This window comes from Amycolatopsis thermophila (assembly GCF_030814215.1).
Classification (GTDB): domain Bacteria; phylum Actinomycetota; class Actinomycetes; order Mycobacteriales; family Pseudonocardiaceae; genus Amycolatopsis_E; species Amycolatopsis_E thermophila.
Genome location: NZ_JAUSUT010000001.1, coordinates 357,933 through 381,582, shown reverse-complemented (window position 1 = coordinate 381,582; position 23,650 = coordinate 357,933). Strand labels below are relative to the sequence as shown.

Below are 23,650 nucleotides of genomic sequence, written 5' to 3'. Positions count from 1 at the left end.
AGTTCGGTACGTACGGGCTTGCGTTGGACCCGGTACAGGGCCTTTGAGTTCGCCGCGACGAGCGAGGGTTCGTACAGACCTCGAGCCATGGTGCAGGTTGCGCTGTCGTGCCGCCTGACGCAGATGCAGGACCGGATGAGGGAAGTCGGCCGTCGTCTCTACCGGCTCCAGCAGGCACCGATACTGGGCAACGAGGAATACAGGCCGTTCCTCACCGCGATGGACTCGGACGACCAATCCTTGGTCCGGGTGTTCCTCGCCGCTCAAGAGATGCTCGTCAGCCTGCATGAGGCTATCGAGATCGCGATCAGCAAGTACGACGCCTCGGACGCGGCCGCATCCGAGGCTCTCCACACCTTCAAAGACCAGGACGCTCGGTGACCATCAACGCTCGTCTTCGTCAGGCCCTTGTTGTCGCTGCCTTGGGGGCCACGGTATCCGCGTGTACCGCCACGGTGGCTGGAACAGCCTCGCCGGCGCCGGAAACAAGTCCCATGTCCAGCGCGGATGTGTTCGCCGGTATGAACGCGTGTCAAGTGCTGGATCAACTCAACGCCGGACAGGGTTATGAGCCTGGCGAGAACAAGAGCCGACGCAATGAGTGCGATGCGACGAAGCCGGGTGTCATGGGGAACGGCCTGGCTCTGGATCCGGTGCAAGGGCTCCGTGAGTTCGCGGCGACGAACAAGGACGTCGTTGACCTCACGATCAACGGACGTCGCGCCATGCAGGCGGACATTCCCACCGGGGGGTGTGCGATCGCGGTCGAAGTCGGCGAGCACGCGCGCGCTCTCGTGCTGATGACTCTCGCCACCGGCCCGCGCGATCCGCAAGCCTGCGTCGACGCCCAAGCCCTCGCCGAGAAGCTCGAACCGCTCTTGCCGAAGGTTCGATAGCTCAGTTCTGCCGCGGCAGCAGCTCCTCGACGAAGCGGTCGAGGAACTCCTCGAACGACGACGGGCCCCGGTGGTAGACCACGAACTTCGTCAGCCCGGCTTCCAGGTGGGCGTCAAGCAGGCGGTGGAGTGAAGACCAGTCCGACGCGATCACCTCGGCCGGGTCGGTCTCCGGGCGGCGCACCCGCGTCGCCGCGGCCAGCTCCGGCGTGATCCCCGACTCGCTGAGCATCAGGCTCATCCCGTAGTGGTCCGGCTCGATCTCACGTCCCGCCGACGCCGCGGCCTCCTCGATCGCGGCTCGCGCGCGGCCCGCGTCCGCCGGGGACAGGAAGCTGCCGAGCCACCCGTCGCCGAACCGGCCGATCCGGCGGAACGCCGCGGGCGCGCTGCCGCCCAGCCAGATGTCCACCGGGCGCGGCGGCTGCGGGCCGGGGCTGACGCCGTCGAGCTTCCAGAACTCCCCGGCGAAGTCACCGCCACCCGACAACGCCGTCCGCAGCAACCGCAGCGACTCGTCGAACACGGCGGCCCGCGCACCGGCCGGGACGTCGAACAGCGCCCACTCCGCGCGCCGCGCCGGGCGCAGCCCGAACACCGGCAACACGCGCTTCGGCGCCAGCGCGGCCAGCGACGCGATCTGCTTCGCCACCAGCACGGGATGCCGGCCCGGCAGGACCGCCACCGACGTGCCCGCCTTCAGCCGCGAGGTCCGCGCCAGGGCGTGCGCCATCCCGATGAACGGGTCCACCGCGTCCGAATACACCTGCTCGGAGAACCACACCGAGTCGACCCCGGCGGCCTCCAGCCGGTCCACCAGCGACGGCAGCTCACCCGGCGGCGTCTCCGCCCCGAACCCCACCCCGATCCGGATCTTCACACGACCACCGTACGGCTCAGGCCGACCGCGTGGCAGCGGCCAACGCGGTGGTGTACCGCTCCAGCACCAGTTCCGCGACACGCGGATCGCCGGCGAGGGGCTCGGCCAGGACCACCGCGGGATCGGCCGCCCGCGCCTGCGCGGCGATCCGGTCCGGCAACAGGCCCGGTGCCAGGAACCACGACGCGACCGCGATCCGCCGCGCACCGCGGGCCCGCAGTTTCGCCACCGCCGCCGGCACGTCCGGCTTCGCCGCGCTCGCGAACGCCGCCACCGCGCGGAAACCGTGCCGCGCCTGCCACCGCCGTGCCAGTGTCGCGACCACCTCGTTGGCCGCCGCGCGCGACGAACCGACCGCCGCCAGCACCACGCCCAACCCGGGATCGGACACGTCCGCGACCGCGGCCAGCCGGTCGAAGGCGACCTCCGACAGCGCCGTACCCAGCACGTCCGCGATCGTGACCCGCAACCCCGGCACCTCGGCCACCAGCGCGGGCAGGTCGACCCGCGCGTGGAACGCACTGCCCAGCAGCAACGGCACGACGACAGCGTCCCGGTGTCCCTCGGACACCAGGTCCCGCAGCACGTCCGTCACCAGCGGCTCCGACAGGTCCAGGAAAGCCACCCGCACGTCCAGGTCCGGCGCCGCAGCGGCGATCCGGGCCACCAGCGCCCGCACGGCCGCCGCGGATCGCGGGTCCCGGCTGCCGTGCGCGACGGCGACGAGCGGGATCACAGCGACCCCAGCCCGCGTGCCCGCAGCACGGCCCGCTCCAGCGGCCGGAACACCAGCAGTTCGATCCCGACGCCGACGAGCAGGATCAGCACGATCGCGGCGATCACGGTCGACATGTCGTTGAGGAACCGGCCGTCGTCGAGATAGGCGCCGAGACCCTTGCCCAGCAGCGGTGACGTCGCGATGATCTCGGCCGCCATCAGCGACCGCCACGAGAACGCCCACCCCTGCTTGAGCCCGGCGAGGTACCCGGGCAGGGCCGCGGGCAGCAGGATGTGCCGCGCCGTGGCCAGCCGCCCGGCGCCCAGCACCTTCCCGACGCGCGGCAGGATCGGCGGGATCTGGTCGATGCCCGCCACCAGGCCGTTGGCGATCGACGGGACGCTGCCGAGCAGCAGCACGACGTACATCGCGGCCGGCTCGACACCGAACCACAGCACCGCCGCCGGCACCCACGCCACCGACGGCAGGCTCTGCAGACCGGACAGGAACGGGCCCACCCCGGCCCGCACCAGCCGCACCTTGGCGACCAGCAGGCCGAGCGGGGTCGCTATCACGATCGCGATGAGGAACCCGAGCACGGCGCGGTGCACCGAGGTCCACACGAACCCGAACGCGTCCCCGCTGGTGAAGCGGTTCCACAGCTCGGTCCACACCGTCAGCGGTGCTGGCAGCTGGTACTCCGGCCAGAACGCGGCGGCCCACAGCGCCTGCCAGACCACGATCACCAGGACCAGGAACGACACCGGCGGCAGCACGGACCGCGTGAACCGGCGCCACCCGCTCGTCCGCTTCGCGGCCACGGCCGGCGTGTCGAGCGCGTCTAGGCCGGCTTCGACCGCCGCCGCGTCCGGCTCGGTCGTGTCCTCAAGCGGCGGCATGGCTGCTGATCACCTCACGCAGGCGCCGGTTGATGACGTCCACGGCGTTGATCTCGTCCTGCCCGGCCAGCCCGTCGACGCGCCACTGCTGCACGACCTTGCCCGGCCGGGACGACAGCAGCACCACCCGCTGACCGAGCCGGACCGCCTCGCGCACGTCGTGCGTCACGAACACCACCGCGGTGCCGGTCGCCTCCCAGATGCGCACCAGCTCGGCCTGCAGCACGTCGCGGGTGATCGCGTCGAGCGCGGAGAACGGCTCGTCCATCAGCAGCAGCGACGGGCGCTCCTCGCCGTTCTCGGTGTGGGTGGCCGAGGCGAGCGCGCGCGCCAGGGCGACGCGCTGCCGCATGCCGCCGGACAGCTCGTGCGGCCGCTTCGCGCCCACGCCGGACAGGCGCACCAGTTCGAGCAGCTCTCCGGTGCGGGTCTTGCGCTCGGCGCGCCCCAACCCGGCGAGCTTCAACGGCAGCTCGACGTTCGCCGCGGCGGTGAGCCACGGCATCAGGGCCGCCTCCTGGAACATGACCGCCGGCCTGGACGTGGTCAGCTCGATCTCGCCCGCCGTCGGCCGATCCAGGTTCGCGATCAGGTTCAGCAGGGTGGTCTTGCCGCAGCCCGAGGCGCCGAGCAGGCAGACGAACTCGCCCGGTGCGACGTCGAGGTCGACGCCGGCGAGCGCGGTCACGGCCTCACGGCCCTGCCCGAAGCTCTTGTGCACCCCGGACAGCCGCACGGCGTGCCCGGTCGCGGGCTCGACCGTGGGACGTCCCAGCGTGGCGGTCATGCGTCGCTCCTTACTTCTTGTCCAGGCCGGCCGCGTCGACCGGGGTCTTGCCGGCCCGGGCGAGCACGGTGTTGAGCAGCGCGAGGTCGGCGAACCCGGCGACCTCCGGAGCCTTGTTCTTCACGCCGGCCGTCACCTGGTCCTGCGACAGCTGCGGGAACTTCCCGGCGAGCGGGTCGGTGGTCAGCTGGATGCTGTTCCACGCGCGGTCGAGCACCGGGCCGGCCAGCGCCTTGCCGGTGAGCTGCTGGAGCTGGTTGTTCACCGCGGTCTTGGCCTTCGCCGGGTCGGACTCGGCGAGCGTGTTGGCGTCGAGCAGGCCCTGCAGCAGCGCGGTGACGGTGGCCGGGTGCTCCTTGAGGAACTGGGTGCGCACGACGAGCACGGTGGTCGGGAACTGACCGCCCGGCCACAGGTCCTTCTCGTCCACCAGTACCTTCGCGCCGGCCTCGAGCACCAGGCGGGACGCCCACGGCTCGGGCAGCCACGCGCCCTGGATCGCGCCCTGCTTGAACTGGTCCAGCGTCAGCGCGTTGTCGATGTTCTGCACGCTGACGCCGGTCAGCTTCTGGTCGGCGATCCACTTCTTGAGCGCGACGTCCTGGGTGTTGGCCAGCTGCGGCGACGCGACGGTCTTGCCCTGCAGGTCCTGCGGCGTGTTGATCTCCGGCTTCACGACCAGCTGCGCACCACCGGAGGTGGCGCCCGCGATCAGGCGCACCGCCTCGCCCTCGGACTGGGCGTAGGCGCTGATCGCCGGGCCGGACCCGATGAACCCGGCGTCCAGCGACCCGCCGAGGAGGGCGTTGACCTCCTCGGGGCCGGCGTTGAACTTCGTCGGCACCAGCTTCGTGTTCCCCAGCCGCTGCGCGAACAGGTTCTGGTCCAGCCCGATCAGCGCCGAAGCGTGCGTGACGTTGGGGAAGTAGCCCAGGCGCAGCTCGCCGGCCGGGCCCTGGTCGGTCGCGGTCGCGCTGGCGTCCGAACGGTCCGCCCGTGAACATCCGGTGACGACGGCCAACATCGACAACGCTGCGGCTGCCAGAGCCACGACACGGGTGCTGCGTCGCATGGATTTCACGGGCGGACCTTTCGGTTGGGGGTTGGGGAGTTACGGGCCGGGGGAGACCACGTCCCGGTCGCTGCGCAGCACGGGGAGCGGCGCACCGACCATCCCGGCCGCCAGCGTGGTGCCGTCGGCCGGGTCGATCACCAGGAAGGCGCCGGTTCGCCGGCTGACCTCGTAGTCGTCGACCGGCAGCGGTTCCGCGGTGCGAACCTTCGCGCGGCCGATCTCGTTGAGCTGCAACGTCTCCGGGTAGTCCACGGTGGACAGCTTCTGCTCGTCGAAGCGCGAAGTCAGCTCGTCCACGAACGCCTGGACCGTGCGCGCGCCGTGCTTGACCAGCACGCGGGCGCCCGGCCGCAGCGGCTTCTCCGACAGCCAGGCCAGCGTCGCGTCCAGCTCGTCGGTGGCCACCGGGGCGGTCGCGGCCGCCGCGATCACGTCACCGCGCGAGATGTCCAGGTCGTCGGCCAGCACCAGCGTCACCGAACGGCCCGCACCGGCCTCGGCCAGCTCGCCGTCCGGCGTGTCGATCCGCTCGACCGTCGTCCGCAGACCCGCGGGCAGCACCACGACCTCGTCGCCGGGACGCACCGTGCCCGCCGCGACCTGGCCCGCGTAGCCGCGGTAGTCCGGGTACTCGGGCGTGCGCGGCCGGATCACGTACTGCACCGGGAACCGGAACGGCGCGTCGTGCGGGTCGGGCGCGACCGGCACGGTCTCCAGGTGCTCCAGCAGCGTCGGGCCGGAGTACCACGGGGTCTGCGCCGAGCGGTCCACGACGTTGTCACCCACCAGGGCGGACACCGGGATCGCCAGCACCGATCCTTCAGCGTAACCCAGCGACGTGGCGTGGTCGGTGAACTCCTTCGCGATGACCCGGAAGGTCTCCTCGTCGTAGTCCACCAGGTCGATCTTGTTGACCGCGAGCACCAGGCGGGGCACGCCGAGCAGCGCGAGCACCGCGGCGTGGCGGCGGGTCTGCTCGATCACGCCCTTGCGCGCGTCGACCAGCAGCACGGCCAGCTGGGCCGTCGAGGCACCGGTGACCGTGTTGCGGGTGTACTGCACGTGACCCGGGGTGTCGGCGAGCACGAACGACCGCTTCGGCGTCGCGAAGTAGCGGTAGGCGACGTCGATCGTGATGCCCTGCTCCCGCTCCGAGCGCAGACCGTCGACCAGCAGCGAGAGGTCCGGAGTGGACAGACCGCGGTCCACGCTGGCCCGGGTGACCGCGTCCAGCTGGTCGGCCAGGACCGACTTGGTGTCGTAGAGCAGACGGCCGACCAGCGTCGACTTGCCGTCGTCGACGCTCCCGGCGGTGGCGAGCCGCAGCAACGAGCTCATCAGAAGTACCCCTCCCGCTTGCGGTCCTCCATGGCGGCCTCCGACAACCGGTCGTCGGCCCGGGTGGCGCCGCGCTCGGTGAGCCGGCTCGCCATCACCTCGGCGATCACTTCATCGACGGTCGAGGCGGTGGATTCCACCGCGCCCGTGCAGGAGCCGTCGCCGACCGTGCGGTAGCGCACCGTCAGCTCCTTGACCTCTTCACCGTCACGCGGACCGCCCCACGGTCCCTCGGTCAGCCACATGCCGTCGCGCTGGTAGACCTTGCGCCGGTGGGCGTAGTAGATCGAGGGCAGCTCCACCTTCTCGCGCGCGATGTAGTTCCACACATCGGCTTCGGTCCAGTTGGAGAGCGGGAACACCCGCACATGTTCCCCCGGACGGTGCCTTCCGTTGTACAGGTTCCACAATTCGGGACGCTGGCGTCGCGGGTCCCACTGGCCGAACGCGTTGCGCAGGCTGAAGATCCGCTCCTTGGCCCGTGCGCGCTCCTCGTCGCGGCGCCCGCCGCCGAACACCGCGTCGAACTTGTGCTCGGTGATGGTGTCCAGCAACGGCTGCGTCTGCAGCGGGTTGCGGGTGCCGTCGGGGCGCTCGGTCAGGCGGCCGTCGTCGATCCAGTCCTGCACGTGGGCGACGATCAGCCGCAGGCCGTACTTGGCGACGACGTGGTCGCGGAACGCGATGACCTCGTCGAAGTTGTGGCCGGTGTCCACGTGCAGCAGCGGGAACGGCACCGGCGCCGGCCAGAACGCCTTGATCGCCAGGTGCAGCAGCAGGGTCGAGTCCTTGCCGCCGGAGAACAGGATCACCGGACGGTCGAACTCGCCCGCCACCTCCCGGAAGATGTGGATGGCCTCGGATTCCAGCGCCGCCAGGTTGTCGGTCGCTGCGTCGGTCGCGGCTGTCGTCACTTCCCTCTCCCTACGCGTGCAGGCCGCACTCGGTCTTGGACTTGCCGGCCCAGCGGCCGCTGCGCGGATCGGCGCCCGGCGCCACCTTCGCGGTGCACGGCGCGCAGCCGATCGACAGGTACCCCTCGCCCACCAGCGGGTTCTGCAGGATGCCGTGCTCGTCGATGTAGGCGTTGAACTCGTCGTCGGTCCACGGCGCGATCGGGTTCACCTTGACCAGGCCGTTGCGGTCGTCCCAGGTGACGATCGGCGTGTTCGCCCGCGTCGGGGCGTCCACCCGGCGCACGCCGGTGACCCACGCGGAGTAGTTCGCCAGCGTCTTGCGCAGCGGCACCACCTTGCGCAGGTGGCAGCACAGGTTCGGGTCCCGCTCGTGCAGCTTCGGGCCGTACTCGGCGTCCTGCTGCGCCACCGTCTGCTCGGCCTCGGCGTTGACGATCCGCACGTCCGGGTACACCGTCGCGACCGCGTCGCGGGTGCCGATCGTCTCGGCGAAGTGGTACCCGGTCTCCAGGAACAGGACGTCCACATCGGACTTCACCTTCGTGGCGAGGTCGATGAGCACCGCGTCCTGCATGTTGGAGGCGACGATGAAGTCGTCGCCGAAGGTCTCGGCCGTCCACCGCAGCGCCTCCAGGGCGGTGGCGTCGGCCAGCTCGGCGGACGCCTTCTCCGCCAGCGCTTTCAGTTCCTCGGTCCTCGTCGCGGTGGTCATTTGCTCGCTCCTTCCGGAAAGCGCAGCCCGATGAACTTGACGGTGAACACGCGGCGGCACGCGCCGCAGAGCCAGGCTCCGTCCTCGTCCGGACGCAGGTCTTCGTCCCCGCAGTAGGGACAGTGGAACGGCGTCGCTCGTTCCTGTGCAGTCATCGGAGATCGGCCTCGTCCGCGCGGGCCACCCACTGCGGGAACCGCTCGCCGTCTACCCGCTGCGTCAGGTAGTTGCGCACGACCCGCTCGACGTAATCGATCAGCTCGTCGCCGGTCACCTTGTGGCCGCGCAGCTTCCGGCCGAACCCGGTGTCCAGGCCGAGCCCGCCGCCCAGGTGCACCTGGAAGCCCTCGACCTGGTTGCCGTCGTCGTCGGTCACGATCTGGCCCTTGAGGCCGATGTCGGCGGTCTGGATGCGGGCGCACGAGTTCGGGCAGCCGTTGATGTGGACCGAGACCGGGTTCTCCACCTGGCCCTGGATGTCGGCCAGCCGCTCCTCGAGCGCGGCCACCAGGTCCTTCGCGCGCTCCTTGGTCTCGACGATCGCGAGCTTGCAGAACTCGATGCCGGTGCAGGCCATCACGCCGCGCCGCCACGGGCTCGGCTCGGTCGGCAGGCCCAGCTCGGCCAGTTCCGCCTGCAGGCCCGGCACGTCGTCCTCGGCCACGTCGAGCACGAGCAGCTTCTGCAACGGGGTCAGCCGCACCCGGCTCGACCCGGCGCGCTCGGCGGCCTTGGCCACCTTGATCAGCGTCGAACCGGACACGCGGCCGGCGATCGGCGCGGCGCCGACGTAGAACTTGCCGTCCTTCTGCCGGTGCACGCCGACGTGGTCGCGCTGCACGGCGGGCGCCTCGGGCGCGGGGCCGTCGATCATCTTCCGCTTCAGGTACTCGGATTCGAGAACTTCGCGGAACTTCTCCGCACCCCAGTCCTTGACCAGGAACTTCAGCCGCGCCCGCGAGCGCAGGCGGCGGTAGCCGTAGTCGCGGAAGATGCTCACGACGCCCTCCCACACGTCGGGCACCTCGTCGCTGGGGACCCACGCGCCCAGCCGGACGCCGATCATCGGGTTGGTCGACAGGCCGCCGCCGACCCACACGTCGAAGCCCGGACCGTGCTCGGGGTGCTCGACCCCGACGAACGCGACGTCGTGGATCTCGTGCGCCACGTCCGGCAGCCCGGACACCGCGGTCTTGAACTTGCGCGGCAGGTTCGCGTACTCGGGCTTGCCCAGGTAGCGGCGTTTGATCTCGTCCAGCGCCGGGGTGCCGTCGATGACCTCGTCCTCGGCGATGCCGGCCACCGGCGAGTTGAGCATGACGCGCGGGCTGTCACCGCACGCGGTCATCGTGGTCAGGCCGGCGCCCTCCAGCTTTTCCCAGATCGTGGGCATGTCCTCGATCCGGATCCAGTGGTACTGGATGTTCTGCCGGTCGGTGATGTCGGCGGTGTCGCGCGCGTAGGTCTGCGAGATCTCGCCGATGATCGCGAGCTGCTCGGTGGTCAGCGCGCCGCCGTCGATGCGGACGCGGAGCATGAAGTACTCGTCGTCGAGCTCCTCCGGCTCCAGCGTCGCGGTGCGGCCGCCGTCGATCCCCGGCTTGCGCTGGGTGTAGAGGCCGTACCAGCGGAAGCGGCCGCGCAGGTCGCCCGGGTCGATCGAGTCGAAGCCGCCGTGCGCGTAGATGTTTTCGATCCGGGGCCGAACGTTGAGCGGGTGGTCGTCCTTCTTCGAGCGCTCGTTCGGGTTCAGCGGCTCGCGGTAGCCGAGGGCCCACTGGCCCTCACCACGACGCTGCCGGGCGCGCGGGGTACGGGCGGCAGAGTTGTCGCGCGTCGGCGAAGCCATGTTGGAGTCCTTCCGGGGGAGCTCTCGCGTAGGCGCCGCGCACACGGATATGCCCTGGTCACAACCCATGGAAAGGGATGGCGGTCCGCGGCGAGACGGCGCCCGCTGGTCCTAGCTGGTGGCGGTGGGCGGCGTCAGTTCGTCTCGCGGCACAGGGCGCTGGCGACACGCCGGAAGTCGACGTGGCGACGCACCACGAGGAGCACTCCGGCATAAGTCACCGCATCAGCGTGCCACGCTGCTCAGGATGTGGTCCAGCCCGCTCCGCATCCTGGGATACGCATCACGCTGAAAAAATCTCCGGCACACTGGCGCGCGGAAACGATCAGGGACACTGGAAGGGTGAGTGAGACTTCCGCGCCGGCGGCGTTCGCGTTGCCGGAGCACGCGCTGGCGGGCCTGGGAACGCGGCCGTTCGGCGTGTACGTGCACGTGCCCTTCTGCGCGACCCGTTGCGGGTACTGCGACTTCAACACCTACACCGCCGGTGAGCTGGGCACGAGCGCCTCGCCGCAGTCCTGGCTGGAGGGGCTGCGGCGCGAGCTGGACCTGGGCGCGCGGGCGCTGGGCGCCGCCCCGGCGGCCGAGACGGTGTTCGTCGGCGGCGGCACGCCGTCGCTGCTCGGGGCCGACGGGCTGGCCGACGTGCTCGACGCGGTGCGCAACGCGTTCGGCCTCGCGCCCGGCGCCGAGGTGACCACCGAGTCCAACCCCGAGTCGACCTCGCCCGAGTTCTTCGCGGGCGTCCGCGCGGCCGGGTACACGCGCGTCTCGCTCGGGATGCAGTCGGCGGCCCCGCACGTGCTGCGGATCCTGGACCGCACCCACACCCCGGGCCGCCCGGTCGCCGCCGCGCGCGAGGCCGGGGCGGCGGGGTTCGAGCACGTGAACCTCGACGTCATCTACGGCACGCCGGGGGAGCGGACCGCGGACCTGCGCGCCTCGCTGGACGCCGTGCTGGCGGCCGGGGTCGACCACGTGTCGGCGTACTCGCTGATCGTCGAGGACGGCACCGCGCTGGCCCGCCGCGTCCGGAAGGGCGAGCTGCCCGCGCCCGACGAGGACGTGCTGGCGGCGGACTACGAGTTGATCGACTCGGTCCTGTCCGGCGCCGGGCTGACCTGGTACGAGGTGTCGAACTGGGCGGCCTCGGAAGCCGCGGCGTGCCGGCACAACCTCGGTTACTGGCGCGGCGGCGACTGGTGGGGAGCCGGACCGGGCGCGCACAGCCACGTCGGCGGCGTGCGGTGGTGGAACGTGAAGCACCCGGCGCGGTACGCGTCGGCCCTCGCCGAGGGCGGTTCGCCGGAGGCCGGCCGCGAGGTGCTGACCGCCGAGGAGCAGGCGTTCGAGCGGATCATGCTGGAACTGCGGCTGGCCGAAGGGCTGCCGCTGTCCGCCCTCGACGCCGCCGGCGTCCGGGAGGCCGGGCTGGCGGTCGCCGAGGGCCTGCTCGACCCGGCAGCTTTCGCCGAGAAGGGGCGCTGTGTGCTGACCTTCCGCGGGCGCCTGCTGGCCGACGGGCTCGTGCGGCGCCTGGCGCCCTGAGCAGTGGCCCGGCGCGTCACGCGCTGGGCCCGAACAGGCTGTGCCAGTGGCCGGAGCGGCGCAGCAGCAGGTGGGTGGGCAGCTGCAGGACGACGATGGTGACGATGGTCAGCGCGGTGTCGAGAGCCGGGACCACCGCGACCGGCAGGGTGTAGGCCATGACGAGCCGCAGGGCGCTGTCGGCGAGTGCCGCCACACCCCAGCAGATCGTGATGGACCGCCAGGCCGCGCGGAAGCTCCGGTCGGTGTCCCACAGCCGGTCCATGATCGTGGCCCGGTGCACGAGGAAGGTCCGGGTCACCTCGTAGGTCAGCGGCTGGCGGCGCAGCAGGGTGGCCAGCGTCCACAACCCGGCCGGCGCGGTGAACCACGCGCCGCGCGCCAGCAGTTCGCGGGGGCCGCCGCCGAGCAGGGCCGCGACGGCGCCGAGCACGGTCCCGGCGACCACGGCGACCGCCAGCGCGTCGGCCCGCCGGGCCCGCCACGCGGTCACGACGACGGTGACCGCGGGCGGCACCGCGCTCACCAGCAGCGCCGTCGTGTCGCCGGTTCCGGCCCCGCGGAGGCCGTAGAACAGGGCGAGCGGGGCGCCGATGTCCAGCACGAGTGTCCGGAAGAGTCCGGCGGGCGCGGTCACCCGCGGATGATCACACGCCGGAACGGCCGCGGGCATCGGTCCGGAGGCGGGTGCGGGTCCGACTTTGGTCGGTGGTTCAGCAGGCGTCGGTGACCCCGGCGCACCCCGGCGTCGCGCCGTTCGTCACGTCTCTACGAGGACCGCGACAATCAGGAGGTCGCCTCGGTCCTGGGCGCGCAGTGGGGACGGTTGCGCAGCCAGGCCGCGCGCACGGGCGAGCACCGCGTCTCGGGCGCCAAGGCGGACCCGCAGCACAGACAGGCCGCGGGAGGTGCGGGATCCGGCGGCGCCGCAGGCAACGGCGCGTCGCGGGTGCGGTGGCCGCGGTGGCGGTGGTGATCGCCGGGGTCGGCGCGGGGATGAGCCTGGTGCACCCATCGGACGAACCGTGCGCTGCGGGCGCCGGACGGCCTGACCGTGCGGCAGTGGAGCGACTCGCCTGGGCGGACTACCTCTTGCTGTGCCCGCCGGTGAACGGGAACAGCCGCTGCTACTCGGTCAGCGTCGACGTCTCACCGGCACCCCCGCTCACCACGATGACCAAGATAAGCATCAGCCGACGCGATCGCCGCCTCCGCGGTGCGCAACTGACGCCGACACCTCCCCGCGCGCGACACCCTGCGGAGCCCGGCGACCTCACCGGCGCGCATCGGCCGGTCGGGCCAATGCCTCAGCGCTGCACGTGCTCGGCACGTCCCTTGTGGACGGACGGCGGTGATCCGGCCGAGGCGCCTCCCGCCCGGCGCTGGACTGGTCGGGTGGCGAGTCGCTGGAGCGTGCCTCGACGGCTGCGGGGCGGTCCGACGGACGGGAGATGACGCCATCGCCGGTTACCCCCGCGGAATTAGGGTAGCCTAACCGCGCAGGCAGTGAACGGAACAAGGAGCGGCGTATGGCAGGCAAGTCCCGGCCGGCGGTCCGGCTGCGGGTGCTGCGCACCGAGCGGCTGACACCGCACATGATCCGCATCGTCGCCGGTGGGCCCGGTTTGGCCGATTTCCAGCCGAACGGGTTCACCGACGCGTATGTGAAGATGCTGTTCCCGCAGGAGGGCGTGGCGTACCCCGAGCCGTTCGACATGGGTGTGATCCGCGCCGAGATGCCGCGTGAGCAGTGGCCGGTGATGCGGACCTACACCGTGCGCTACCACGACCCGGAGGCCGGTGAGCTCGCGCTCGACTTCGTGCACCACGGCGACGAGGGGCTCGGCGGCCCGTGGGCCGCGAACGCGCAGCCGGGGGACGAGCTGCTGCTGTCCGGTCCGGGCGGCGCCTACTCGCCGGTCGAGGAGGCGGACTGGCACCTGTTGGTGGGCGACGAGAGCGCGCTGCCCGCGATCGCGGTGGCGCTGGAGGCGATGCCGGCGGGCGTGCCGGTGAAGGTGTTCGTCGAGGTGGCGGACCCCGACGAGGAGCAGCCGCTGGCCACCAAGGGCGACGCGCAGATCCGGTGGCTGCACCGGTCCGCGGGCGACGACCTGGTGGCCGCGGTGCGCGGGCTGGAGTTCCCGCCGGGCACGGTGCAGGCGTTCGTCCACGGCGAGGCCGGTTTCGTGCGCGAGTTGCGCCGGTACCTGCTCGACGAGCGCGGGGTGCGCAAGGACCTGCTGTCCATCTCGGGCTACTGGCGCCGCGGCAAGACCGACGAGGAGTGGCGAGCGGAGAAGGCGGCCGAGCGCGCCGCCGGCCGCTGACGGTCCCGGGGTGACCGGCGGTGCCGGCCCGTCACCCCGGGTGGTTGCGAGCGCCATTCGGCGATCCGTTAAAGTCGTCTCCGACGCCGGGACACCGGTGCCACAGGCGGACGTAGCGCAGCTGGTAGCGCATCACCTTGCCAAGGTGAGGGTCGCGGGTTCGAATCCCGTCGTCCGCTCCACGGCCCCACGAGAGGCCTTTCCGCGCGATTAGCTCAGCGGGAGAGCGCTACCTTGACACGGTAGAGGTCACTGGTTCGATCCCAGTATCGCGCACTCATTCCTTCCCCCGGTCCCCGGCGATCATGCGTTTTCCGCATCGAACCGTTCACTTCTGTCTTCGACAGCATGACCAGGTGTGGCGAGACTCCGGACATCGGTTGGTCCGGAAGGAATCCCCATGCCCCGTTCTCGTCGTGCCTGGAAAGTCCGGGCGTACTCGCTGGTCACCCGGGTGCTCGCCGTGGTGCTGCTCCTCCCGGCCGGGGTGCTCGCGCCGGGGCGGGCGCGGTTCGTCGCCTGCCGGTGGGCCCTCGCCGTTCGCTTCCCGGCCGCAGACGTCACCGGCCTGACCCCGGCGGCCCGGGCCGCGTTCGCGGACGCGCGCACCCGGGCGTTGCGGCGGGACGGTGTGCTGATCGGCCTCACCTCGGGCTACCGCGACGCCGGGGAGCAGCAGCGCTTGTACGCGGCCGACGTGCGGCGGGCCGCCAGGCCGCGGGTCTGCCGCCCGCCGAGTCGAAGCACGTGGCCGGCACGGCGCTCGACGTGCGCCCCGAGGAGGCGGCGCGCTGGCTCGAGCTGCACGGCGCCCGCCACCACCTGTACCGCGTCTACGACAACGAATGGTCGCACTTCGAGTACCGGCCCGAGGGAGCGCCGCAGCGCCGGTCGCACCCCGGCGCGTGTCTGCCTTCCGGACAGTCCTGACCTCGCAGGCCTGGCCCCAGCCGCAGCGCCAGGAGTACAACGAGATCATGGCAATGGAGCTGAAGGTGGACACCGACCCCGCCGAGGTGGGGTTCGACGCGCGGCGGCTGGACCGGATCGAGGACTACTTCGCCCGCTACGTCGATGACGGCCTGCTTCCGGGCTGGCTGGCCGTGGTCTCGCGGCGCGGCAAGATCGCGTACCTCGCGAAGCGCGGGCACCGCGACGTCGAGGCAGGTCTCGACGTGGCGGTCGATACCCGCTGGCGCATCTTCTCGATGACCAAGCCGATCACCTCGGTCGCCGCCATGATGCTGTACGAGGAGGGCGCCTTCGAGCTCACCGACCCGATCGCCCGCTGGCTGCCGGAGTTCGCGGAGCCGCGCGTGTTCGTCAAGGGCTCCGCGCTCAAACCCGTCACCGAGGCCGCCACCGAGCCGATCCGCGTGTGGCACCTGCTCACCCACACCGCGGGCTTGACCTACGGGTTCCACCACTCCCACCCGGTCGACGCGATCTACCGGGAGAACGGCTTCGAATGGGGCACCCCGCCGGGCGCCGACCTCGCCGAGTGCACGCGCCGATGGGCGGAGTTGCCGCTGGTCTTCCAGCCGGGCTCGGAGTGGAACTACTCCGTGGCCACCGACGTTCTCGGCCGCTTCGTCGAGGTGGTGTCCGGGCAGCCGCTCGACGAGTTCTTCGCCCGGCGGATCTTCGAACCGCTGGGCATGGGCAGCACCGGGTTCGCCACCGACTCGGCCGACGAGCTCGCCGCCCTCTACGTGCCCGACCCCGCCACCGGCAAGGCCGTGCGCAACGAGGGGTTCAGCCAGGTCGGCCGCACGAAACCGGCGTGCCTGTCCGGGGGCGGCGGACTGGTGTCCACGGCGGCCGACTACCACCGCTTCACCCAGTTCCTGCTGAACCGCGGCGAGCTCGACGGCGTCCGCCTGCTCGGGCCGCGCACCGTGGGCCTGATGGCGAGCAACCACCTGCCCGGCGGCGTCGACCTCGAGCGGTACGGCCGTCCGCTGTTCGCCGAAATGCCCTTCCACGGCTTCGGCTTCGGGCTCGGTTTCTCGGTACTGACCGACCCGGTGAAGGCGAAAACCCTGTCCAGCAAAGGCGAGTACGCGTGGGGCGGCGCGGCGAGCACGGCGTTCTGGGTCGACCCGGCGGCGGAGATCACCGCGCTGTTCTTCACCCAGCTGCTGCCCTCCAGCACCCACCCGATCCGGCAGTACCTGCGCCAGCTGGTCTACCAGGCGATCGTGGACTGACGGTGCGGCCGTAGCACCGGAGCGAGCTCCGCCGGGCGGTTCGTGCACCGGCCGGCCCAGCAGGGTTTCCGAGGACACGGTACGTCCAGGAGGGCACCCCTCGGGCCGATCCCGGCACCCGCCTCGATCCACGGGGCCGCTCGCGCTGTCACAGGCACCCCGGCAGCCGCGCCGCCTTGAGCGCACCTCCTCGGGAGCTGCGCCGGGCTAGGACGACTTCCAGCTGCTCGGGACCCGGTCGCGCTCCAGCACGAGCCGGACGGCGGCGGTCAGGGCGACTGGCCGACCTGGGCCGCCTCGTGGACTGACGGTGCGGCCGTAGCACCGGAGCGAGCTCCGCCGGGCGGTTCGTGCACCGGCCGGGCGACCGCCGCGCTCAACTCATCGCCCGCGCTGCCGCGACCGCGACCAGCCCGCGCAGCTCGGCCGCCCGCTCGACGGTCCGCACCAGCCCGGCGCAGGACTCCTGCGCCGGGCACCCAGCGGGGGCTCACCCGAGCTTGCCGATGATCTCCTCGCCGTAGGCGGACAGCGTCTGCTCACGCTGGTCGTGCATCAGGTAGACCGCGAACTGGTCGACCCCCAGCGCGGCCAGTTCCTGCAGCCGCGCGACGTGAGCGGCCGCGGGGCCGGTCAGGCAGAACCGGTCGACGATCTCGTCGGGCACGAAGTCCGTCGACGGGTTGTCCGCCTTGCCGTGGTGCGTGTAGTCGTAGCCCTGCCGCTCGCGGATGTAATCGGTCAGCTCGTGCGGCACCGGCCCGGACTCGCCGTATCGGGCGACCAGGTCGGCGACGTGGTTGCCGACCATCCCGCCGAACCACCGCAGCTGGTCCCGCTGGTGCGGCAGGTCGTCGCCGACGTACGCCGGGGCCGCGACGCAGATCGTGATCCCCGCCGGGTCCCGTCCCGCCGCACGGGCCGCTTCGCGGACCGAGCCGATGGTCCACGCGGCGATCGCCGGGTCGGCGCACTGCAGGATGAACCCGTCGGCGTGCTCGCCGGCCAGCTGCAGCGCCTTCGGCCCGTACCCGGCCATCCACATCTCCAGCCGCCCGCCGCGCACCCACGGGATCCGCACCGGGGTGTCGCCGAGCACGACCTCCCGGCCCTCGGCCAGCTCCTTGATCGCGTGCATCGCGTCCCGCAGGGTGGCCAAAGTGGACGGACGCTTGCCGATCACCCGGTGTGCGGAGTCGCCGCGCCCGATCCCGCACACCGTCCGGTTGCCGAACATGTCGTTGAGCGTGGCGAACAGCGACGCGGTCACCGACCAGTCCCGCGTGCCCGGGCTGGTCACCATCGGCCCGACCGTCATCGCCGAGGTCGCGGCGAGGATCTGCGAGTAGATGACGAACGGCTCCTGCCACAGCACGACGGAGTCGAAGGTCCAGCCGTAGCCGAACCCGCAGTCCTCCGCGGCCTTCATCAGCCGGACGACCTCGCGCGCGGGCGGGTCCGTCTGCAGCACCACACCGAAATCCATGCCCGCTCCTCAGTTCAGGTACTGGCACAGGTCCCGGGACAGGAACTTCCCGTGCCCGGCGCTGCCGCTGAACCCCGACGGCGACACGACCACGCGCCCGCGCGAGAGCACCGCCTCGACCTTGCCGGTGATCTCGAACCCCTCGTACGCCGAGTAGTCCACGTTCATGTGGTGCGTCTCGGCGGACAACGTCTGCTTCGCGGCCGGGTCGTAGATCACGATGTCGGCGTCCGCACCGGGCGCGATCACACCCTTGCGCGGGTACAGCCCGAACATCCGCGCCGGCGTCGTCGAGCACGCCTCGACCCACCGGGCCAGCGAGATCTCGCCCGCCACGACCCCCTGATGCAGCAGGTCCATCCGGTGCTCGACACCCGGCATCCCGTTCGGGATCTTCGAGAAGTCCCCGCGGCCGAGCTCCTTCTGGTCCTTGAAGCAGAACGGGCAGTGGTCGGTCGACACCACGCTCAGATCGTTGGTGCGCAGTCCCCGCCACAGATCACCCTGGTGCCACTTCTCCCGCAGCGGCGGGGACGCGACGTACTTCGCGCCCTCGAAGCCGGGGCGCGCCAGGTCCTCGATGGACAGGTACAGGTATTGCGGACAGGTCTCGGCGAACACGTTCTGGCCGCCGTCGCGCGCCTCCGCCACCGCCGCAAGCGCTTGCGACGCCGAGAGGTGCACGATGTAGAGCGGTGCGCCGGTCACCTGCGCGAGGCGGATCGCCCGCGACGTCGCCTCGCCCTCCAGCTCCGGCGGCCGGGTCAGGCCGTGCTGCACCGGATCGCCCTTGCCGTCCGCGAGCGCCTGCGCGACCAGCTGGTCGATCGCGATGCCGTTCTCCGCGTGCATCATGATCGTCGCGCCGGTCTCGGTCGCCTTCCGCATCGCGCGCAGGATCTCGCCGTCGGTGGAGTAGAACACGCCCGGGTAGGCCATGAACATCTTGAAGCTGGACACCCCGGCGTCGATGCAGGTCTGCATCTCCTTGAGCGTGGTGTCGTTGACGTCGGACAGGATCATGTGGAAGCCGTAGTCGATGGCGCAGTGGCCGTCGGCCTTCTCGTGCCACTTGTCCAGCGTCGGCTGCAGCGTGGATCCCTTGGGCTGCACCGCGAAGTCGATGATCGTGGTGGTGCCGCCCCACGCCGCGGCGGTCGTCCCGGTCTCGAAGGTGTCGTTCGAGAACGTCCCGCCGAAGGGCATCTCCATGTGCGTGTGGGCGTCGATCCCGCCGGGCATCACGTACTTCCCGGTCGCGTCGAGCACCTCGTCGGCCGTCTCGAACAGCCCGGGCGCGGCGACGGCGGCGATCGTCTCACCGTCGACCAGCACGTCCGCGCGGCTCGCCCCGGTGCTGGACAGCACCGTGCCACCCTTGATCAGCGTACGCATCGGCCCTCCTTACGGCGCCACGATCGGGTCGTAGGAGTCGGGACGGCGGTCGCGGTAGAACTGCCACAGGTTCCGCACGTCGGCCAGCTTGTCCATGTCCAGGTCCCGCACCACGACCTCGTCCTCGGTGTCGGAGGCGGCGTCGCTGACCAGCTCGCCGCGCGGGTCGACGAAGTAGGTCTGGCCGTAGAAGTCGTTGTCGCCCAACGGTTCCACGCCGACCCGGTTGATCGCGCCCACGTAGTACTCGTTCGCCACGGCGGCGGCGGGCTGCTCGAGCCGCCACAGGTACTGCGACAGGCCGCGGCTGGTGGCGGACGGGTTGAACACGATCTTCGCGCCCGCCAGGCCGAGCGCGCGCCAGCCCTCCGGGAAGTGCCGGTCGTAGCAGATGTAGACGCCGATCCGGCCGACCGCGGTGTCGAACACCGGGTAGCCGGTGTTGCCGGGCCGGAAGTAGAACTTCTCCCAGAAGCCCTTGACCTGCGGGATGTGGTTCTTGCGGTACTTGCCCAGGTACCTGCCGTCGGCGTCGATCACGGCGGCGGTGTTGTAGTAGACGCCCGCCTGCTCCTCCTCGTACATCGGCGCGACGATCACGATGCCGTGCCGCTCGGCGACCTCCTGCAGCAGCCTGGTCGTCGGGCCGTCCGGGATGCCCTCGGTGTAGGAGTAGTAGTCGGCGTCCTGGACCTGGCAGAAGTACGGCCCGTAGAACAGCTCCTGGAGGCAGACGACCTGGGCGCCCTGCGAGGCGGCCGAACCGATCGCCTCGACCGCGCCCGCGATCATCGAGTCCTTGTCACCCGTCCACCGCTGCTGTACCAACGCGGCTCGGACCAGATTGCTCACGGGTTTCCTCCTTCGGTTGACGGTGCGCCCACGACAGCGCGAGGTAGACGACGAAGGCGCCGGCCAGCCCGGCGATCCAGCTGTAGTCGTAGAGGGGCTTGAGGAACGGGATCAGGCCGCCGGCGGGGAACGGGCCCTGCGAACCGGGCGCGGTGTAGGCGCCGCCGACCGCGAGCACGGCGCCGGCCAGCGTGGCGACCAGCGCGCGCCAGTTCCAGCCGGCGCGGAACCAGTAGCGGCCGCCCTCGGTGTAGAGCCCGGCCAGGTCGAGGTTCGTGCGCTTGACCACCCAGTAACCGGCCACCAGCACCCCGGCGACCGCGCCGAGGATGCCGCCGTAGAAGCCGAGCCAGGCGAAGATGTAGATGTCGGGGTCGGAGTAGAGCTTCCACGGCATGATCACCACGCCGATCACGCCGGTGATGAGGCCGCCGAGCGCGAAGGTGATCCGCCGCGGGAAGGCGTTGGAGAAGTCGTAGGACGGGCTCACCACGTTCGCGGCGAGGTTCGCCGAGATCGTGGCCAGCACCAGCGCGATCAGCGCGACGACGACCACCGCGGGGCTGGAGAACCGGTCGGCCAGCCGCGCCGGGTCCCAGATCGCCTCGCCGTAGAGCACCTGGCCGCCGGAGGTGGTCAGGATCGCCACGATCGCGATGAACGTCATCGTCGTCGGCAGCCCGAGGACCTGCCCGCGGGCCTGCGTGCGCTGGCTGCCGCCGAAGCGCGTGAAGTCCGGCATGTTCAGCGACAGCGTCGACCAGAACGCGATCATGGCCATCAGCGACGGCGCGAAGATCTTCCAGAAGCCGCTGCCCCAGCCCAGCTTCGCCGGCTCGGACAGGATGGGCCCCAGCCCGCCCGCCTTGACGAGCACGTACGCGAGCAGGATCAGGAACCCGACCGACACCAGCGGCGCGGTCCAGTTCTCGAACCGGCGCACGGCGTCCATCCCGCGCCAGATGATCAGCATCTGGACCAGCCAGAAGACCCCGAACGACAGCCACAGCGTCCACGGCTGGCCGCCCACCTCGGCCGCGTTCCGCCAGCCCGCACCGGTGAGCTTGCCGACCAGGATGTAGATCGCCTCGCCGCCGACCCAGGTCTGGATGCCGAACCAGCCGCACGCGATGAACGCCCGCAGCAGCGCCGCCAGGTTGGCCCCGCGCACGCCGTAGAACGCACGCGCGAACACCGGGAACGGAATTCCGTACTTGGTGCCCGCGTGGCTGTTGAGCAGCATGGGAACGAGCACGATCAGGTTGCCCAGGGTGATCGTGATCAGCGCCTGGATCCAGTTCATCCCCAGTGCGATCAGCGAAGCGGCGAGCGCGTAACTGGGAATGTTGTGCGCCATTCCCATCCACAGGGCGAAATAGTTGTAGGTGCTCCAGGTGCGCTTTTCCACGGGCACCGGGGCCAGCTCGTCGTTGATGAACCGGCTGCCCTGGAGCTGCGCGGTGCCGGTGAGATCGACCCGTCCGTCGGGTCTGGTGACCTGCGAGGTGGGTTCCATTGCGGAATCCTGCTCGCCCCCGGCGCGGGGGAGGCAGTGTCAGAGTGTTCACCGTTGCCCGCGTCGGAACGCAGTGTGTCGATTGCGCCCGGCGCGGGCCGGTGCTTCACCCTCCCGGGAAAGCCGTTCGTGACACGCGGTCAATCCCGCAGAAACACGAACTAGAAATCGAAGACACCGGCGGACTCGGCCGCCGCGGCGCACTTGTTGCCGTAGGTGTGGGTGTAGACCACGGGTTTGCCGCGCCAGTGGCCCTTCGCTGTGGCCGTGGTCGGGCTGTAGATCATCGGGCACACCGTGGCCTCGGCCGGCAGCCGGTCGAAGTCGCCGTCCACAGTGGTCAGCGAGGCGCAGGCCCTGGCCTTGCCGGGGTGGTCACCGCCGGCCGGGTGGCAGTCCAGGGTCACCGTGGTGATCCGGCCGGTGCTGTCCTGGAGGCCGAGCAGCAGGCTCGCGGCGGGCGGGTGCGCCGGCGGCGCGGCCAGTGTGAGGACCGACGCCGCGACGGGGAGTAGGGCGGAAAGAGGCATATCGGGGCTATCGGCCGGTCGGCGGGAGAACTGTGTTACCTGTCCGGGTGATCGTCGGAGAGGTCGTGGGCGAGCAGCGCGAGGTAGAGCGACAGCATCGATTCAGGGTCCTCCAGCGGCACGCCGAGCACCTGCTCGATGCGCGCGAGCTGCTGGTAGTAAGCGGTCCGGGAGGTGTGGGCGGCGGCGGCCGCCGCGGACTTGTTGCCGCCGTGCTCGCAGTAGTGCCGCAGGGCCTGCACCAGCCGCGTGCCGGAGGCGGCGTCGCGGGACAGCAGCGGACCCAGCTCCCGTTCGGCGAACGCCTGGACCCGCTCGTCGTCGGCGAGCAGGTGCAGCAGCCCGCGCAGGCGGACGTCCCGCAGCCGGTGCACCTCGCGCTCGGCGCCGTCGCGCAACGCGGCCGCGGCGACGTGCGCGGCCTCGGTCAGGCTGCGCCGGGCGCCGGCGGCGGACTCGACGGTGGTGCCGACGGCCAGCACGGTGGGCACCGACGTCGGCCGCGCCCGCAGTTCGGCCGACAGGCGGCGCAGCACGGCGTCGACGTTGGCCTGCGGTGACAGCGACAGCAGCGCCCGCACGCTCACGTCGTCGACCACCGCGACGAGCGCGGACACCTTGGCCCGGCGGGTGGCCAGCGAGACGGTCTCGGCCAGGTCGCGCAGCACCGTCGGCGCGGAGGCCGCCTGCCGCTGCGACGCCGTCATCCGGGGCCGGACCGCGACGCCGACGAGCCGTCCGGACAGCGCCGCCCCCAGCGCGGCGGCCCGCGCCAGAAGTTCGGCGGACGGCGTCGGCGAGGTCATCAGCTCCGTCAGCACCGCGCGGTGCGCCTGCCGTTCCAGGCTGTCGGACTCGCGGGCGACGAGCCGGTGCACGGCCAGCGCGGACGCGGCCCGCTCGGCCACGACGACGTGCCGGTCCGGCGGTGGTTCGTCGCACACGATCACCAGCCGCCCCCAGTCGTGGCCCCGTGCGCCGACGACCGTGACCAGCCACCCGGCGTCGGCGTGGTAGCCGGTGCGCTCGCCGAGGTGGACGGTGCGGGAGCGGGCCGGCCAGCCGGTGAGCAGCTCGCCCGGATCGGTCCCGGCGGCGTCGTAGGCGAGCACCTCGTGCGCGAGCGTTTCCAGCACGACCGGCCGCCCGGTCATGCGGGCGACCTCGCGCAGCACCTCGGCCGGCTCCGCACCGGCGACCGTGAGCTGCGTGAACACCTGGTGCACGTGCTCGGCCGCGCGCAGCTCGGCGACCTGCGCGTCGACGATCAGCCCGTTCACCGCCTCGGTGACCGCGACGTACCGCGTCTCGCGGGACAGCGTGATCAACGGCAGCTCGCGGCGCGCGGCGGCCTCCACGAGGGCCCGCGGCAGCGCGTCACTCCAGTGCCGGACCAGCTCGACCACCAGCCCGGCGATGCCGGCGTCGGCCAGCCCGTCGACGTACTTCGCGAGCTGCGTGGCGTCGTCCGGCAGGGCGATCCCGGTGGTCAGCACCAGTTCGCCGCCCTTGAGCAGGTGCCCGATGTCGGCGACCTCGGCGACGTGCACCCACCGCACCCGCGTGTCCAGCCGTCCCCCGCCGGCCACGACCTCCGGACGGCCGTGGCGCAGCACCGGCAGGGCCAGAACGTCCGCCACCGTCGGGTACAAGCGCCACCACCTCCGCAGAACGCAGACTGTACGGCCGATCGGGCCATTGGGTACATGTTG

General features: G+C 71.5%; 24 protein-coding genes and 2 tRNA genes. 8 read left to right on the top strand and 18 right to left on the bottom strand.

The genetic code is table 11. The annotated features are described in order from the left end of the window. Nucleotides 1-87 precede the first annotated feature (87 nt). Both FB470_RS01700 and FB470_RS01695 read left to right on the top strand, forming a co-directional pair. Complete coding sequence (locus tag FB470_RS01700) at nt 88-381, top strand: hypothetical protein (RefSeq protein ID WP_306988170.1); 294 nt, start codon at nt 88-90, stop codon at nt 379-381. Next, the gene (locus FB470_RS01695; RefSeq protein WP_306988168.1) at nt 378-896 is read left to right on the top strand and encodes a DUF3558 family protein; all 519 of its coding nucleotides are present in this window, start codon (nt 378-380) and stop codon (nt 894-896) included. Before FB470_RS01700 ends, FB470_RS01695 begins: the two co-directional genes overlap by 4 nt. A 1-nt stretch (nt 897) precedes the next feature. On the opposite strand, the gene FB470_RS01690 is transcribed toward FB470_RS01695, so the two are convergent. The 11 genes from FB470_RS01690 to FB470_RS35715 form a co-directional block, all read right to left on the bottom strand. Then, on the bottom strand, nt 898-1,776 hold the full coding sequence (locus FB470_RS01690; RefSeq protein WP_306988167.1) for a TIGR03854 family LLM class F420-dependent oxidoreductase: 879 nt from the start codon (nt 1,774-1,776) through the stop codon (nt 898-900). Between the two features lie 16 nt (nt 1,777-1,792). After that, the gene (locus FB470_RS01685) at nt 1,793-2,512 is read right to left on the bottom strand and encodes a sirohydrochlorin chelatase (RefSeq protein WP_306988165.1); all 720 of its coding nucleotides are present in this window, start codon (nt 2,510-2,512) and stop codon (nt 1,793-1,795) included. Further along, on the bottom strand, nt 2,509-3,393 hold the full coding sequence (locus FB470_RS01680) for an ABC transporter permease (RefSeq protein ID WP_306988164.1): 885 nt from the start codon (nt 3,391-3,393) through the stop codon (nt 2,509-2,511). The genes FB470_RS01685 and FB470_RS01680 overlap by 4 nt, the downstream gene beginning before the upstream one ends. Beyond that, nucleotides 3,380-4,180 carry an ABC transporter ATP-binding protein gene (locus FB470_RS01675; RefSeq protein ID WP_306988163.1) on the bottom strand — a complete coding sequence of 267 codons (801 nt, stop codon included), beginning with the start codon at nt 4,178-4,180 and terminating at the stop codon, nt 3,380-3,382. Before FB470_RS01675 ends, FB470_RS01680 begins: the two co-directional genes overlap by 14 nt. A 10-nt stretch (nt 4,181-4,190) precedes the next feature. Further along, nucleotides 4,191-5,252 (bottom strand): ABC transporter substrate-binding protein, encoded by a 1,062-nt coding sequence (locus tag FB470_RS01670; protein WP_306999012.1) that lies wholly within the window; start codon nt 5,250-5,252, stop codon nt 4,191-4,193. Nucleotides 5,253-5,291: 39 nt separating this feature from the next. Next, on the bottom strand, nt 5,292-6,593 hold the full coding sequence (locus FB470_RS01665) for a sulfate adenylyltransferase subunit 1 (RefSeq protein ID WP_306988162.1): 1,302 nt from the start codon (nt 6,591-6,593) through the stop codon (nt 5,292-5,294). After that, nucleotides 6,593-7,507, bottom strand: coding sequence for a sulfate adenylyltransferase subunit CysD (cysD, locus tag FB470_RS01660; RefSeq protein ID WP_306988161.1), 915 nt, complete (start codon nt 7,505-7,507; stop codon nt 6,593-6,595). Before cysD ends, FB470_RS01665 begins: the two co-directional genes overlap by 1 nt. Nucleotides 7,508-7,517: 10 nt before the next feature. Next, nucleotides 7,518-8,222, bottom strand: a complete 705-nt coding sequence (locus FB470_RS01655; protein ID WP_306988160.1) for a phosphoadenylyl-sulfate reductase — start codon at nt 8,220-8,222, stop codon at nt 7,518-7,520. Continuing rightward, entirely contained in the window at nt 8,219-8,377 is a 159-nt protein-coding gene (locus tag FB470_RS01650) for an Insertion element protein (RefSeq protein WP_306988158.1), read from the bottom strand. The genes FB470_RS01655 and FB470_RS01650 overlap by 4 nt, the downstream gene beginning before the upstream one ends. Continuing rightward, nucleotides 8,374-10,071, bottom strand: coding sequence for a nitrite/sulfite reductase (locus tag FB470_RS01645; protein WP_306988156.1), 1,698 nt, complete (start codon nt 10,069-10,071; stop codon nt 8,374-8,376). Before FB470_RS01645 ends, FB470_RS01650 begins: the two co-directional genes overlap by 4 nt. Before the next feature lie 134 nt (nt 10,072-10,205). Beyond that, nucleotides 10,206-10,277 (bottom strand): putative leader peptide, encoded by a 72-nt coding sequence (locus FB470_RS35715; RefSeq protein WP_354708697.1) that lies wholly within the window; start codon nt 10,275-10,277, stop codon nt 10,206-10,208. Between the two features lie 136 nt (nt 10,278-10,413). Between FB470_RS35715 and hemW the strand changes: the two genes are divergently transcribed. Continuing rightward, nucleotides 10,414-11,619: a radical SAM family heme chaperone HemW gene (gene hemW, locus FB470_RS01640; protein WP_306988155.1), complete on the top strand. Its 1,206-nt coding sequence runs from the start codon at nt 10,414-10,416 to the stop codon at nt 11,617-11,619. A gap of 16 nt (nt 11,620-11,635) precedes the next feature. Here hemW and FB470_RS01635 read toward each other — a convergent pair whose 3' ends face one another. Next, entirely contained in the window at nt 11,636-12,256 is a 621-nt protein-coding gene (locus FB470_RS01635) for a VC0807 family protein (protein WP_306988154.1), read from the bottom strand. An 892-nt stretch (nt 12,257-13,148) separates the two neighbouring features. On the opposite strand from FB470_RS01635, the gene FB470_RS01630 reads away from it, so the two are divergent. The 5 genes from FB470_RS01630 (at nt 13,149) to FB470_RS01610 (ending at nt 16,159) form a co-directional block, all read left to right on the top strand. Beyond that, nucleotides 13,149-13,949 carry a siderophore-interacting protein gene (locus tag FB470_RS01630; RefSeq protein ID WP_306988153.1) on the top strand — a complete coding sequence of 267 codons (801 nt, stop codon included), beginning with the start codon at nt 13,149-13,151 and terminating at the stop codon, nt 13,947-13,949. Nucleotides 13,950-14,055: 106 nt separating this feature from the next. Next, nucleotides 14,056-14,131, top strand: a tRNA-Gly gene (locus FB470_RS01625). Nucleotides 14,132-14,153: 22 nt separating this feature from the next. After that, nucleotides 14,154-14,225, top strand: a tRNA-Val gene (locus FB470_RS01620). A gap of 471 nt (nt 14,226-14,696) precedes the next feature. Beyond that, the gene (locus FB470_RS01615) at nt 14,697-14,879 is read left to right on the top strand and encodes a M15 family metallopeptidase domain-containing protein (protein ID WP_306988152.1); all 183 of its coding nucleotides are present in this window, start codon (nt 14,697-14,699) and stop codon (nt 14,877-14,879) included. Nucleotides 14,880-14,926: 47 nt separating this feature from the next. Further along, nucleotides 14,927-16,159 (top strand): serine hydrolase domain-containing protein, encoded by a 1,233-nt coding sequence (locus FB470_RS01610; protein ID WP_306988150.1) that lies wholly within the window; start codon nt 14,927-14,929, stop codon nt 16,157-16,159. A gap of 490 nt (nt 16,160-16,649) precedes the next feature. Here FB470_RS01610 and FB470_RS01605 read toward each other — a convergent pair whose 3' ends face one another. From FB470_RS01605 to FB470_RS01580, 6 genes are all read right to left on the bottom strand, one after another. Further along, nucleotides 16,650-17,645, bottom strand: coding sequence for a TIGR03842 family LLM class F420-dependent oxidoreductase (locus tag FB470_RS01605; protein ID WP_306988148.1), 996 nt, complete (start codon nt 17,643-17,645; stop codon nt 16,650-16,652). Between the two features lie 9 nt (nt 17,646-17,654). Further along, nucleotides 17,655-19,040: a dihydropyrimidinase gene (gene hydA / locus FB470_RS01600; RefSeq protein ID WP_306988147.1), complete on the bottom strand. Its 1,386-nt coding sequence runs from the start codon at nt 19,038-19,040 to the stop codon at nt 17,655-17,657. A gap of 9 nt (nt 19,041-19,049) precedes the next feature. Continuing rightward, nucleotides 19,050-19,892: a nitrilase-related carbon-nitrogen hydrolase gene (locus FB470_RS01595; protein ID WP_306988146.1), complete on the bottom strand. Its 843-nt coding sequence runs from the start codon at nt 19,890-19,892 to the stop codon at nt 19,050-19,052. Further along, nucleotides 19,843-21,408 (bottom strand): NCS1 family nucleobase:cation symporter-1, encoded by a 1,566-nt coding sequence (locus tag FB470_RS01590; RefSeq protein ID WP_306988144.1) that lies wholly within the window; start codon nt 21,406-21,408, stop codon nt 19,843-19,845. Before FB470_RS01590 ends, FB470_RS01595 begins: the two co-directional genes overlap by 50 nt. A gap of 161 nt (nt 21,409-21,569) precedes the next feature. Next, entirely contained in the window at nt 21,570-21,938 is a 369-nt protein-coding gene (locus tag FB470_RS01585; RefSeq protein WP_306988143.1) for an SSI family serine proteinase inhibitor, read from the bottom strand. A 35-nt stretch (nt 21,939-21,973) separates the two neighbouring features. After that, nucleotides 21,974-23,590 carry a PucR family transcriptional regulator gene (locus FB470_RS01580; protein ID WP_306988142.1) on the bottom strand — a complete coding sequence of 539 codons (1,617 nt, stop codon included), beginning with the start codon at nt 23,588-23,590 and terminating at the stop codon, nt 21,974-21,976. Nucleotides 23,591-23,650 lie beyond the last annotated feature (60 nt).